The sequence below is a fragment of the Jiulongibacter sp. NS-SX5 genome (assembly GCF_052828545.1).
In genome coordinates this window covers 2,522,905-2,536,278 of the sequence record NZ_CM128248.1, presented here as the reverse complement: position 1 = coordinate 2,536,278, position 13,374 = coordinate 2,522,905, and the positions used below count along the sequence as shown (strand labels likewise).

The window sequence follows — 13,374 nt, the reverse complement described above, 5'->3', positions numbered from 1 at the left end:
TAAAGGAACTGTGATGCCACGGTTCCGTTTAGGAAAGGGGACCTAAAACCAAGGTGTTATTCAAAGCAGTTCTCCTCTATGCTGGCCTCAAATACTGAAGACGATTCTGCTTCAAAGCCCGGCAATAGAACCACATCTTTATACCCTCTTAGACCAATTAGGTCAGACGCACTAATGGAACTATTCGCAGTGATTTTTGTGGCCCTGTGGTATTGAGGCCCGGCAGTAATGGCGGCGGTTATATTGAGAACTTCAGAAGAGGCTTTAGGGCACTGAAACTCAAATGCTCCTATATCAATAGCCGAGCCATAAATTCTAGGCTTGCCTGTAATGTTTATAGAAGAGAGATTTAAACCAGTGGTGTCAGGGGTTCCAGAATTAATTAAAGGTGAGGAAGGTAATGGTCTAAAATCACCAATAAGTGCTGGAGTAGTTATGTTGTCATCCATAAAAAGAGGATCTACATTATTTCCGTAAGTGAATGGGTGATCATTCACATCATCGGTAACATAGTTTCCTCCACCATCCGTTAGATTCGCCTCAAAAAGCTGTAAATCACTAAAGCTTCCCGGCATACCATTTTTGGCCATGAACGCATCTCCGGTGATGTAAACTCCTCTGCCTTCGTTTTTAGCTATAGTGTTGTTGATTAAAACTGTATTGGGAGAACCCAAACTAGATATAAGTATCGCTGCTCCGTCTTGAGCCTTGTTTCCTGTAAATAGTGATCCTTTCACTGTTACAAATCGCTCACTGTACATACCAGCACCAATGATAGAGGATTCGTTTCCTTTAAATTCGCTTTTTAACACTTCTAAGCTCATAACATTATATATACCTCCACCAATTGGGGCATTGTTCGAAAAGAATGAAGAGTTTTTTACTACACAGGTGCCTGTGTTATATATTGCCCCACCTGAACCATCAGAATTGTTGTTTGTAAAAGTAACCTTATCTATTTCTAAATTCCCTCTGTTATAGATAGCCCCACCAACATTACCAAAGCCATTACTTAAGGTTAAGTCACTTAAATAAAAGTCGCTGCCAAAATCAAGGTCTAAAATCTGTTGTACTCCTCCTCCGTCCAGGATTGTTTCAGATCTTCCATTTCCTTTCAATTTCATTGGATGATTTTTCACTTTTATAACTTCGGAAGTTATAACAAATGGTTGACCGTTCAATAGAGTGGAAAATCTTACTGTATCACTAAGGTCTGTTCCTGTTAATATTTGTCTCAAACTTCCACAGCCATCATTTAAGTTATTCGTAACCGTATAGAGGTTCGCGGTTGGTGTTCCGGTAAATTCATAGGCCCCAATATCAATTCTACTCCCAGAAATTCTTAAATTTTGTGCAGCATCAATGATCCCCAAGTCAAATCCAGTGGTATCATTCAGGCCTCGGTTAACGGCATAAGAACAAGGCTCCAGGGTATAGTCACCTGTGGCAGTAGGGATTGGAAATGTGTTTTGAGGCTCTGTAAAATAAGGTTTAATATTGTTACCCATTGTTATCCCATGACCGCCTCCAGGGTTTTGAATAAAGTTAAAACCTCCATCTACAATAGTTCCAGGACTTTCTATGAAGACATCTACAAACTGATTACCCGCACAAATGGTGTTTGACAGATGAAGGTCTATTCCTGTATTATAAATTCCTATGCTTTCATTGTTTGCAACGGTACAGCCACTCATTGAGGCACTTGTACTTGAGGTAAAGTAAACCCCATACTTTGTATTACCTGAAATCTCTGAATTTTTTAAGTAAAGTGATCCAGAAACTTTGAAAAGGCCATAATTCCAGTTACCCGAAATTACAACTCGATTTGCAACGATATTGCCCTTGTCATAAATAGCACCGCCAAAGGAGGCTGAGTCGTTTTTGAAATGAACATCAATTAATGATAAAGAGCCATTATCATTGAATATAGCTCCTCCGTTTCCATTTACTTTTCCATCCATTAGACTGAGTCCTTCTAAATGAAGTGTTTTGTTAGGTAAGAGGTTAAAGTGTCTGCTAAGTTTATTCGCATCCAGAATAGTTTGAGAGGTTCCGTTCCCAATGATGGCTAGGTTGCTATCAATTTCAAATTGACCGTTGCTAAACTCAATTTCAATTCCATTTAGGTTTGCAGAAAATGTAACGGTATCATTCTCAAGATATCGTTCAAATATATACCTAAGGGAGCCTAATGAACCATCGGTAGCATTAGTGACCTCCCAGACAGAGCCACTTTTTTGTACCTCAAATGCTCCAAGGTCAATTTTAGTTGACTTGACTCTTGGTAATTTTATTAGATCGATATTTCCAATGGATAAACCTGTTGTGTCAGTCCCTTGATCAATAAGAGGCGAGTAGGCTTTAGGCTCAAAGTTTCCATCTGTTGAAGGAGCAGTACTTGCATTTTCTATAAACAGAGGATCAACACCATTGCCCGAGCTAGGGACACCAAAACCTGATGTGTAGATGTGATTGCTGCCAATGTAGTTTATACCATTTAGGTCTTCTATATCATTAAAGCCACCAGCATTCAACGAATTCAATGCGACAACCGAATTCCCTAAATCCATTGTAGAACTAAAACCATTGAAAATTCCGCCGCCCGAGCTTCCTTCATTTCCAGTGATTGTACAATTGATGATAGTACATGAGGCATCATCTGCGTTGTGAATTCCGCCTCCTTCAGATGATGATTTATTGCCTGAAAGAACACAGTTCTTGAAACTAGCACTAGCATTTGTGTAGATGGCTCCTCCTACAGTTACGGCCTCATTTCCGGCAAACAAAACTCTATTAGAAATTAGGGTACCTTGATTTAAAATAGCTCCACCACTCCTTTCAATATAATTTCCTCCATTGGCATACCCATCAATCAACTTCATGTCAATAAGAGCTAATGAAACCCCTGAGTTCACCAAGAAAATTCTTGAACTATTGTTTCCCGAGATTATGGTTTCCAGGAATCCATTTCCTTTAAGAACTAAATTCTTATCAATAATCAGCTGTCCATTATAAAGAGTAATGGTGTCACCCTTCAACTGAGAAGAAAATGCAATAGTATCACCCGCAGAGGCTTGACTTATGGCCGAATAAATAGATAGTGTTCCAGAAGTGTTAGAGGTGCTGTCTACAATGTAGGTTGATTGCGAAAATACTGTAAACGTACAGAACTGAAGGATCAGTAAATAAAGAGTTTTCATAGTGGCTAAGAGAAAACCCTAATATACAGTTTATAATTTTGTCGAGGTTTTAAGCCGGATTAGAGACTAAAACAGCTCTTTCAAAGAGCTTGCGGGTTTTGAAAACCATCTTGGGCCTTTCTCAGTCATGTATACGCAGTCTTCAAGCCTGATACCAAACTTGCCGGGAATCGCTATAGTAGGTTCAATGCTGAAACACATTCCTTTTTCCAGTTTACGAGGATTGTCCTTGACCATATTACCCCATTCGTGGCCATCCATGCCTATTCCGTGACCGGTGCGGTGGGGTAAACCGGGTACTTTGTAGCCTGGCCCGTAGCCTGCATCTGTGATCACTTTTCGGGAGGCGGCATCTACCATGCCACCTGTATTGCCGAGCTGTGCTGCTGCAAAACCTGCAGACTGAGACTTCTTCTCCAGTGCCCAGATTTCTTTTTGGAATGCAGAAGGCTCTCCATAAACTGTCGTACGAGTAATGTCTGAACTGTAACCGTGAACCCGGCAGCCGCAGTCCATCAATACGATATCTCCTTCTTTCAGAACCTGAGGTTTACGAGTGCCGTGGGGTAGGGCTGAAGCTTCACCCACTAGCACTAACGCAAAGTCATGCTCGGCACCATGTGATTCATGTACCTCTCTCACTATACCACCGATCTGGTAGTTTGTCATTCCAGGTTTTAAAGAAGAAACGGCCTCTTCAATTGCCTTTATGGTGATATTGGTAGCAGCTTGCATCAAAGCAATTTCATGCTCCGTTTTGATCATTCTGCAGGGTATGGTAATTGGGTCACCTGATACCACAGTATACTCAGGGTTAGCTTTGGCTATACCGTTAGAGATAAAAAATCGCACACGCTCTTCCATTCCTATTTTACCCTTAGAGAGACCGAGGTCAGAGAGGTAGGATCCGACCAATTTAAAGGGGTTTTCGTGCTCATCCCAGATAAGCACATTCATATCAAGAGTGAGCTGCTCACGCAAACGGTCCTCTTCAAACGCCGGGCAAATAATCCCTGGCTTTCCATAGGCAGGTATTAAAATCAGCAAGGCTCTTTCAGACGGCCACCAGCGTATGCCACTGAAATACTGCATAGAGGTACCGGCATCCAGTATTAAGCCCGCCATTTCATTTTCTTGCAAAAGGCGTTGGGCCTTCGCTATTCTCTCCAGCCTTTCTTTGTCTGTTATAGGTTTTGGGAATTTGGTGAATAATCCGCCATCGTGGAGGGATCGCTCGCGAGCGATCCGTACAGCGGCGGATGCGGTGGCAGGGGCCATCAGGCCAATCGCCGCAAAAGAAAGAAAAGATCGTCGATGCATAATTGGCATTTTGTGTATGCATGAAATTATTCAAAAGCCATGTCAATTACTATTATTTGAATCTATCTTCATTCCATTTGGCCGGGTTTTGAGCAATATAATTCACGATTCGCTGATAAGAAATGTGACTTCTAATGATATGATCGTGGTAAGATTTGTGCCATTGAAAATTTTTCAGCCCAGCTAAACGGATTTGTTTAGAAGATGTAGTTTTGAATGCACCAATTAACTGGGGGATAGATTTAATTTTGACAGCGGGTATATCTGGTTTCTTAATTTCAATCACCCCATGGATATGATTTGGCATCACCACAAAGGCATGAGATTTTATATAAGGGTACTGTTCAAAAAGCCAGTCCCACTGCTTTTCCACAATTCGGCCAAACTGATTCAAAACCATTTTTGAATTTTCTATCCGCCCCAAAAGGCTCAGATTAGATTTTACATTGGTGGTAATGAAGTACAGAGCTTCTGAGGAGTAATCAAAACCCTCTAAACGTATTTTTTTTCGTTGTGGCAGAGACATGGATTTCTCAATTTGACGGGTATCAAATCTACGAAATATCGTCTTTGGCTAAAATAGATTGCTTTTGAGCGAATTCTATGTCAGCTCACCCCAGCACCATTCCATACTTGTTTATTGGGCTGCATCAGGGCTAATGAGCCGTCTTTGTCTTCGGCCATCAGGATCATACCCTCAGACATCACACCCATCATTTTTCTTGGTGCCAGATTGGCAATAAATGTCACCTGTTGACCTATCATTTCTTCGGGAGAATAATACTGAGCTATACCACTCAAAATTGTTCGTTTCTCCATTCCGTCGTCTATTAAAAACTTAAGCAGCTTTTTGCTTTTTTTGATAGGCTCGGCCTCCAGAATAGTACCCACTCTAATATCCAATTTCATGAAATCATCAAACACGATTTCTTCTTTTAATTCAGGCACTGCTTTTCCTTCCAGTTCGTTCATTTTCTTTGTTTCCAGTAATTTATTGACCTGTGCTTCTACCACACTGTCTTCAATCTTCTCGAATAGTAATTCTGCCTTTCCAATTTGCTGTCCTTCGCTAATTGCCTCTGGCTTGCCGGCATTCATCCATTGACGCTGCTCTGCATTGAGCATATCATTAATTTTGGCTGACGTAAATGGTAAGAATGGCTCACAAACTATTCCCAATGTTGAGGTGATTTGCACCGCAATATTCATGATGGTTTTAACACGCTCAGGGTCTGTCTTGATCAATTTCCACGGTTCGGCATCTGCTAAGTATTTATTACCTAGCCTGGCAACCTCCATCATTTGCGACAAAGCCTCTCTGAACTTGTAGTTCTTCATTGAGTCTGAAATATCACAAGGAAGCTGTGCTAGCTGCTCCAGTGTTTCTTTATCGGCTTCTGTTAGCTCCCCTTTAGCCGGCACTATGCCGTCATAATACTTATTGGTGAGTACCATGGTACGGTTTACAAAATTCCCGAGAATGGCTACCAGCTCAGAGTTATTTTTGGTCTGCCAGTCTTTCCAGGTAAATTCTGAGTCTTTAGTTTCCGGGGCGTTTGAGGCCAGGGCATAGCGTAGCACATCCTCTTTTCCAGGGAATTCCTCCAGGTATTCATGAAGCCATACGGCCCAGTTTCGGCTCGTTGAGATTTTGTCACCCTCCAGATTCATGAATTCATTGGCCGGAACGTTATCTGCCAGAGTATAATTACCATGAGCCATAAGCATGGCCGGGAAAATGATACAGTGGAAAACGATATTGTCCTTACCGATAAAGTGTACCAGTTTGGTGTCTTCACTTTGCCAGTAGTCTTTCCAGTTTTTGCCATTGGCCTCGGCCCACTCTTGCGTAAAAGTGATATAGCCGATTGGGGCATCAAACCATACATAAAGGACTTTGCCGTCGGCCCCTTCTACAGGAACTTTGATTCCCCAGTCCAGATCACGAGTCATGGCACGTGGCTTTAGACCATCATTCAGCCAAGATTTACACTGCCCTGCCACATTGGTTTTCCATTCGGGATGACTATTGACATATTCTTCTATCTGAGGCTGCATTTTGTCCAGCGGCAGATACCAGTTTTTGGTAGTCTTTTTTACAGGTGCTGAGCCAGATAAGGTAGATCTTGGATTGATCAATTCTGTAGGCGAAAGTGCGGTGCCACACTTCTCACACTGATCGCCGTAGGCGTTCTCGTTACCACATTTTGGGCAGGTACCTACCACATATCTGTCTGCCAGAAATTGCTTGGCAGTCTCATCATAAAGCTGCTCTGTTTCTTCTTCTATAAAAACATCTTTTTCGTATAATGTTTTGAAGAAATCTTGCGAAACCTCGTGATGTTTTGGTTTTGATGTTTGTGAGTAAATGTCAAAATTGATCCCAAAGTCAGCAAAACTTTTTTTGATAAGACCGTGGTACTTATCAACCAACTCCTGTGGAGATATTCCATCCTTTTTGGCACGGATAGTAATAGGTACACCGTGCTCATCTGTACCGCTGATAAATGCTACATCTTTTCCCTTAGCTCTAAGGTATCTTACGTAAACGTCTGCAGGCAGATAACAGCCGGCCAGGTGACCGATGTGGATAGGACCGTTTGCATAAATTAAGGCAGCGGTGACGGTATATCTTTGGGGAGTTTTGCTCATTATTTGAGGTTCAATTCTTTAATGCAGTGCAAATTTAGGGATTCTGAATGAGCTTTAAGGAGATATATTGAGGTGATACCTTAAAAAAACTTCAATTGTATTATTCATAGAAACATGTTTTGCTCGCTTATATACTACGGGCTTTTTTCTTCAATTCACCGTTTAGCATTATTATCATATTTCAGTTTTTCTTGTGTGAAGGCCGAGGCAAAATAATCTTTCCCAAATGATCTAAATGCTTCTCTGGAGTCGTAGGTAGACCTCAAGTTCATTACCTAAACATTTGGAATATGAAAAAGCAAATAGTCAAAGTTCATTCAACAAAGCCATCTAACAGACGGCAGTTTTTAAAGATCAGTGGTCTTACCCTGGCGAGTGCCGGTGTGCTGGCAGCCTGCGAGAAAGATTCAATGGTAGACCCGATGCCCGACCCGGACGCACCTGTGTTCGACCTAGGGTCTGGAGATTTGGGAGTTTTAAATTATGCTTATGCTCTGGAGCAGTTAGAAGCTGATTTCTATACTAAAGTGGTTAATTCATTCTACAGCGGTATCTCAGATTTGGAGAAGACTGTATTTACAGATCTTTATAATCATGAGGTAAACCACAGAGAGTTTTTCAGAGCAGCATTAAATGCAGCTACCAGCGGAAATACAGACCTTATCACGCCTGATCTGGAATTTGACTATGGTGATTTAGATTTCAGCAGCAGAGATCATGTATTGGCTACAGCCAAGGTACTAGAAGATACCGGTGTGGCAGCCTATAATGGGGCAGGTTATCTGATTACTAATGCAGATTACCTGGTTTTAGCAGGTAAAATAGTCTCGGTAGAAGCCAGACACGCCTCTGCTATCAGATCTCTTATTAATCCTGATTCGAAGGATTTTGCGGGAGATGACATTGTGGATGCCAACGGCCTTGATGCCGCCATGATGCCTTCAGAAATACTGGCCGCCGTGGGTGGTACAGGCTTTGTGAAAACGGCATTCACAGCAAATCAATTACCTTAATTCAAACACAGTCAATTATGAATATCATTAAATTTCTTTCTGAGTTTACCTCAGAAAATATACAAGAAGACGTAAAAAACTCGAGACGCCAAATGTTTGGTTCGCTCGGTGAAATCGGGAAAAATCTGGCAGCATCTGCTATTCCACTAGGCTTAGGGGTGATGTCTACCACAAAAGCTCATGCTAAAAATCCTCAAGACGCAGTATCGGCACTACAGCTGGCTCTAACTCTGGAGTATCTGGAAGATGAGTTTTACGACCTGGCCTTACAGTCTGGGGTGATACCTGCCGGTAGCAGAGAAGAGAAGGTCTATATGCAAATCTCTCAGCATGAGCAGGCTCACGTAGACTTTTTAGTTGCCGGGTTAACAGATGCAGGTGTAACTCCGGTGTCAAAGCCAACTTTCGACTTTACAGTAGGAGGGGCTTTTGATCCTTTTAATAATAATGGTGTGGGTCAAGCCACCGCATATGCCCAGCTATTGGCTTTAGCTCAGGCGTTTGAAGATACTGGCGTAAGAGCTTATAAAGGCCAGGCTGGTGAGCTGATGGGAACCCCTTATCTGACGCCTGCTTTACAGATTCATTCAGTAGAGGCAAGACATGCTTCTGAAATCAGAAGAATCAGAGGATTAAAAGGGTGGATCACCAATAACGAACGTGGTGCAGGAGTACCTGCCGCAGCACAAGCGGTATACGATGGGGAAGAGAATATCACACAAGGAGGGGTAGATGTTACCACTCTAGGTTCAGATTCTCCATTTACTATGGGTGCGTCTACCGAGGCCTATGATGAGCCTATGACGGGAGAAACGGCCGTGGCTATCGCTAGCCTATTTATAGTAAGCTAAAAGTAAAATTGAATGTAATGGCAGGAGGTTAATCTTTCTGCCATTTTTTTATGTCTCATCATCCAGGTTTATTCTCATTTGGATGAGGTGGTTTGAAAAGCCGGCCTTCTGATAAGCTCTTATGGCGGGCTCATTTTGAGAATAGACTTCAAGACGAATCTCGGAGAGGCCTTGATCGGCTGTCCAATCTTTTAATGCCTGTAATACTTTTCCATTTATGCCTTGCCCTCTCGCTGTAGAATCCACATACATAAACCCGAGATAAGCGTATTGATCATGTTTTAAATGAGACTTTGCATCCCTGATTTGAGCATAGCCTGATCCTACAATTTCATCATTGAGTTCTGCTACCATTACCACCGAATTATCGGCCACGATGAGCTCACCGATATCATAATAATTGATTGGGTCTGGCTTTAAAGTTTGATCAAATGGCCTCTCTGCAGTTATTATTGCCTGCTCAAAGGGCAGTAATATTGGCAGGTCATCAAGAGTCGCTTCCCGAATGGCTAGTTTTTGCTCCATTTGACCAAATTATGCATTCACATCGACAAATGTTCTAAACGTAAGATTGATTCTTGGGGTATGAATTTTCTTTGTTGGTGGCAATCTGTGAAGCCAGTGTTTCTGTGTTTCTCCTTTCATGATAAGAAGACTTCCGTTCTCTAATAAAATTTCTACTTTTTCACCCGAGACCTTGTGCTTAAAGACAAACTTTCTTTCGGCTCCAAAACTCCAGGAGGCAATAGCCCCATTTTCTTTCATTTCGGGTTCATTATCGGTGTGCCATCCCATCCCTTCTGAGCCATCGTGGTATAGATTTAGGAGACAGCTATTATAAGTCTCTTTACTGAGTTTTTCAGTTTCGATTTTGATGCTGAGCAATGCCTTTGTCCACGGAAGGGCCGTTTTGGTATTCTTTGAATAGGTATAGGCAAATGCATCGTCTCCGTACCAGGCTACTTTGCGTTTCGTAATAATTTTCTTTCCGAAGATATGAGCCTCATCGTTTTTCCAGTCAATTTCATTGAAAAGCGTTTCAAAAGTTTGCTTTGACCGAGGGTAGTCAAAAATTCTTCTGAAATAAAAGACTTCGCCATCAAAAGGTAAGAGATTCTGATCTGGAGACGGACCAAATAATTGCATTGTTTATGCCTGTTTTTCAAAGAGTAAACCGAGAATACGTGGAATAGATTCTTTGTTATTTTCATCAAAACGTTCCCGGAGCTTGGAAAGCCTAAATCCAGCTGAATTCGCGGCATCTACAAATTCAGAAATATGATGTGTATAACACTCTACCACTTGTGTACCTTCCTCTGTTTCATAGCGAGCTTTAGTGCCTGTATATTGTTTAAAAGGGTGAAGCTCGCCAATATAAACCTTGGCATTTGAAGAGGTAACAGTAGCTATTTTCTTGAAAATGGCTGTTAAGTCTTCAATATGCTCCAGAACTAAACTGAAAGTAACCAGATCTGCTTTTTCAATTGCGAATGTCCAATCATGGAGAATATTGGCAACGGAAAAACTAGCTTTTGAATCATCTACCTTGCTTTTGGCAATGGCCAGCATTTCAGGGCTTAAATCTACGGCTGTTAATTTTTTGGTTTTCTCTACCAGAAAAATGGAGTTCTTTCCTGTACCGCAGCCTATTTCCAGAATATGCTCAAAGGTCTGTCCACGTAGCATATCACGAAGCACCAAAGCTTCAGCATCTCGGGTTCGGTTTTTATTGGTGTCGTATTGTTTTGACCATTCGTTATAGGCTTGCTCTACACTCATCTATTCTAAAGGTTGTCAAATGCAAATTAGCTGAATTGACTCTTAAGTTCTCTTCTTAAAGCCTTAAATTGGCAAATCAAATTGACCATTTCCTGACGAAGGCTCTAATTGATTACAAAACGATGTTATTGAAAAAAGTATCTCTACTTCTGCTGCTTCCCTTTTTTTCGTTTGCTCAGCAATACCCTCTAAAACTATGGTTTGATGAGCCGGCAAATCATTTTGAAGAGGCCTTGGTGCTAGGCAATGGCAGGTCTGGCGTTACTGTTTTTGGTGGTGCAGATCAGGAGAAATTATATCTCAATGATATCAGTCTATGGGCGGGCGAGCCTGTGGATCCTTATATGAACCCTGAGGCTCATACCTATATGCCTTTAGTGAGAGAGGCATTGGCCAATGAAGATTATAAGGCCGCAGATAGTTTAATGCATTTTATTCAGGGCTCTTTCTCTCAGTCTTTTGCTCCACTGGGTGATCTCACCATAGACTTCAGACATACACCAGTAGATGATTATTACCGCGAGTTAGATCTGGATAATGCCACCGTCAATATCAGATATACGCATCTGGGGCATATGTTTGAGCGTTCTTATTTCTATTCGCATCCAGATAAGGCCTTGGTGATGAGGTTTAAAACAGATTCGCCGGATGGCATTTTCGCCACTCTGAAGATGGATAGTCAGCTTAGAAATTCATCAAAAGCACAGGGTGAGTTTTTGCATAAGAATGGAAAAGCTCCTGTGAGAATAGACCCCAGTTATTATAATCAAAATACAGACCCCATTATTTATGAGGAGGATGGTGGCACACGGTTTAGTGGTATGGTTGGGGTTTTGAAAAACGACGGAAGTACAGTTTTGACAGATTCCTCCCTAAGTATTAACGGAGCTCATGAGGCCACGGTGGTGCTTAGTTTGGCCACTAGTTTTAATGGTTTTGACAAAGATCCATATAGAGAAGGCCTAGATGAAAAGGCTATTGCATTGCAGCAATTACAAGGAGCTTTAAGTCAATCTACAGAGCAGCTTCAGAAAAATCACCTGGAAGATTATCATGAATTTTACAATAGAGTAAAGCTTAACTTGGGAGAAGATAAGTTAAGCAATCTTCCGACAGACGAACGAATTTTACGTTACGAAAAGGGAGCTACAGACCCTTATTTAGAAACGCTTTATTTTCAATACGGTCGTTACCTTTTGATCAGCAGTTCACGTACCAAGGGTATTCCTGCCAATCTGCAAGGGCTATGGAATCCCTACATGAGGCCACCATGGAGTAGTAATTACACCATGAATATTAATGCAGAAGAAAATTACTGGCCGGCTGAAATCACAAACCTACCCGAGATGCATAAGTCGTTTTTGACGTTTATTGAGAACCTCTCAAAAACGGGTGCGGTTACTGCCAAAACATTTTACGGTGCAGACGGCTGGACTGCCTCACATAACTCAGATATCTGGGCTATGACAAACCCCGTGGGCAATTTTGGTGATGGTGACCCTGTATGGGCAAACTGGGCCATGGGTGGCACCTGGGCTTCGGCTCATCTATATGAGCATTATGCCTTTTCAAAAGATAAGGAATGGCTTAAAAATTACGCGTACCCTCTCATGAAAGGTGCAGCAGAATTTTGCCTGGATATGCTGGTAGAAGCCCCTGATGGAACGCTGGTGACTTCGCCTTCTACCTCACCAGAGAATGTGTATATCACAGATAAAGGATACAAAGGAGCCACTCTCTATGGTGCTTTTGCAGATATAGGCATGATCAAAGAACTCTTCTTAGATCTGGTCACCAGCATGGAGATTCTGGAAATCAATAACGATTTCAGGACTGAAGTGGAGCAGGCTTTGGTGAAATTAAGACCCTATAAAGTAGGCAATAAGGGGAATCTGCAAGAGTGGTATCACGACTGGGAGGATGCCGAGCCCTTTCACAGGCACCAGTCTCATCTGTACGGTCTACACCCGGGCAGACATATTACCGTAAAAGAAACTCCCAAACTAGCTGAGGCCGCTAAGAAGTCGTTAGAAATTAAAGGTGATGAAACTACAGGCTGGAGCAAAGGCTGGAGAATTAATCTTTGGGCTCGCTTATTGGATGGAAATCACGCCTACAAAATGTACCGTGAGCTGCTGCGTTATGTAAAACCAGATGCCATCAGACCTAAAAATGAAGGGCACGGAGGTACCTATCCAAACTTATTTGACGCCCACCCGCCTTTCCAGATAGATGGTAATTTCGGGGGTACGGCGGCTGTAGCAGAAATGCTTGTTCAGTCTGATGAGAACCATATCTATCTTTTGCCAGCATTGCCAGATGCCTGGCAAAAAGGTGAAGTGAAAGGACTACGTGCCAGAGGAGGTTTTGAAGTAGATTTAAGCTGGTCAGATGGGAAGCTAAATTCTGTGACTGTTTATTCAAAACCAGGGACGGAGACGATTTTAGTGTATAAAGATCAAATGAAGAATATTCGTTTGACAGAAGGTGAAAAGATATATATGGAGGAGCTTTAGAAACTATTCTCTATCTTAAACTGATAGGCACAATTACTCTGAA

10 protein-coding genes are annotated in these 13,374 nt (G+C 42.0%); 3 read left to right on the top strand and 7 right to left on the bottom strand.

Features of this window, described 5'->3' with window-relative positions; genetic code table 11:
* Positions 1–56 precede the first annotated feature (56 nt).
* The 4 genes from ACUXV0_RS11235 to metG form a co-directional block, all read right to left on the bottom strand.
* Positions 57–3,200, bottom strand: coding sequence for a choice-of-anchor Q domain-containing protein (locus tag ACUXV0_RS11235; protein ID WP_446189645.1), 3,144 nt, complete (start codon positions 3,198–3,200; stop codon positions 57–59).
* Positions 3,201–3,266: 66 nt separating this feature from the next.
* Positions 3,267–4,520: a M24 family metallopeptidase gene (locus tag ACUXV0_RS11230; RefSeq protein WP_446189644.1), complete on the bottom strand. Its 1,254-nt coding sequence runs from the start codon at positions 4,518–4,520 to the stop codon at positions 3,267–3,269.
* A 52-nt stretch (positions 4,521–4,572) separates the two neighbouring features.
* Positions 4,573–5,046, bottom strand: a complete 474-nt coding sequence (locus ACUXV0_RS11225) for a transposase (protein WP_446189643.1) — start codon at positions 5,044–5,046, stop codon at positions 4,573–4,575.
* 80 nt (positions 5,047–5,126) lie between these two features.
* Positions 5,127–7,172: a methionine--tRNA ligase gene (gene metG / locus ACUXV0_RS11220; RefSeq protein WP_446189642.1), complete on the bottom strand. Its 2,046-nt coding sequence runs from the start codon at positions 7,170–7,172 to the stop codon at positions 5,127–5,129.
* Between the two features lie 290 nt (positions 7,173–7,462).
* On the opposite strand from metG, the gene ACUXV0_RS11215 reads away from it, so the two are divergent.
* Entirely contained in the window at positions 7,463–8,185 is a 723-nt protein-coding gene (locus tag ACUXV0_RS11215) for a ferritin-like domain-containing protein (RefSeq protein WP_446189641.1), read from the top strand.
* A 17-nt stretch (positions 8,186–8,202) separates the two neighbouring features.
* Positions 8,203–9,036 (top strand): ferritin-like domain-containing protein, encoded by an 834-nt coding sequence (locus ACUXV0_RS11210; protein WP_446189640.1) that lies wholly within the window; start codon positions 8,203–8,205, stop codon positions 9,034–9,036.
* A 48-nt stretch (positions 9,037–9,084) separates the two neighbouring features.
* Here the strand turns inward: ACUXV0_RS11210 and ACUXV0_RS11205 are convergent, their stop codons facing one another.
* The 3 genes from ACUXV0_RS11205 to ACUXV0_RS11195 are packed head-to-tail and all read right to left on the bottom strand — an operon-like array spanning position 9,085 to position 10,815.
* Positions 9,085–9,561, bottom strand: a complete 477-nt coding sequence (locus ACUXV0_RS11205) for an N-acetyltransferase family protein (protein WP_446189639.1) — start codon at positions 9,559–9,561, stop codon at positions 9,085–9,087.
* Between the two features lie 9 nt (positions 9,562–9,570).
* Positions 9,571–10,182 (bottom strand): alpha-ketoglutarate-dependent dioxygenase AlkB family protein, encoded by a 612-nt coding sequence (locus ACUXV0_RS11200; protein ID WP_446189638.1) that lies wholly within the window; start codon positions 10,180–10,182, stop codon positions 9,571–9,573.
* Positions 10,183–10,185: 3 nt separating this feature from the next.
* Positions 10,186–10,815: a class I SAM-dependent DNA methyltransferase gene (locus ACUXV0_RS11195; RefSeq protein WP_446189637.1), complete on the bottom strand. Its 630-nt coding sequence runs from the start codon at positions 10,813–10,815 to the stop codon at positions 10,186–10,188.
* Positions 10,816–10,943: 128 nt separating this feature from the next.
* Between ACUXV0_RS11195 and ACUXV0_RS11190 the strand changes: the two genes are divergently transcribed.
* Positions 10,944–13,331: a glycoside hydrolase family 95 protein gene (locus ACUXV0_RS11190; RefSeq protein ID WP_446189636.1), complete on the top strand. Its 2,388-nt coding sequence runs from the start codon at positions 10,944–10,946 to the stop codon at positions 13,329–13,331.
* Positions 13,332–13,374: the final 43 nt, after the last annotated feature.

Coding starts and splice junctions, on each gene's coding strand:
- ACUXV0_RS11205 (WP_446189639.1), bottom strand. CDS start 9,561: ATGGAGCAAAAACTAGCCATTCGGGAAGCGACTCTTGATGACCTGCCA.
- ACUXV0_RS11210 (WP_446189640.1), top strand. CDS start 8,203: ATGAATATCATTAAATTTCTTTCTGAGTTTACCTCAGAAAATATACAA.
- ACUXV0_RS11230 (WP_446189644.1), bottom strand. CDS start 4,520: ATGCATCGACGATCTTTTCTTTCTTTTGCGGCGATTGGCCTGATGGCC.
- metG (WP_446189642.1), bottom strand. CDS start 7,172: ATGAGCAAAACTCCCCAAAGATATACCGTCACCGCTGCCTTAATTTAT.
- ACUXV0_RS11225 (WP_446189643.1), bottom strand. CDS start 5,046: ATGTCTCTGCCACAACGAAAAAAAATACGTTTAGAGGGTTTTGATTAC.
- ACUXV0_RS11215 (WP_446189641.1), top strand. CDS start 7,463: ATGAAAAAGCAAATAGTCAAAGTTCATTCAACAAAGCCATCTAACAGA.
- ACUXV0_RS11235 (WP_446189645.1), bottom strand. CDS start 3,200: ATGAAAACTCTTTATTTACTGATCCTTCAGTTCTGTACGTTTACAGTA.
- ACUXV0_RS11195 (WP_446189637.1), bottom strand. CDS start 10,815: ATGAGTGTAGAGCAAGCCTATAACGAATGGTCAAAACAATACGACACC.
- ACUXV0_RS11200 (WP_446189638.1), bottom strand. CDS start 10,182: ATGCAATTATTTGGTCCGTCTCCAGATCAGAATCTCTTACCTTTTGAT.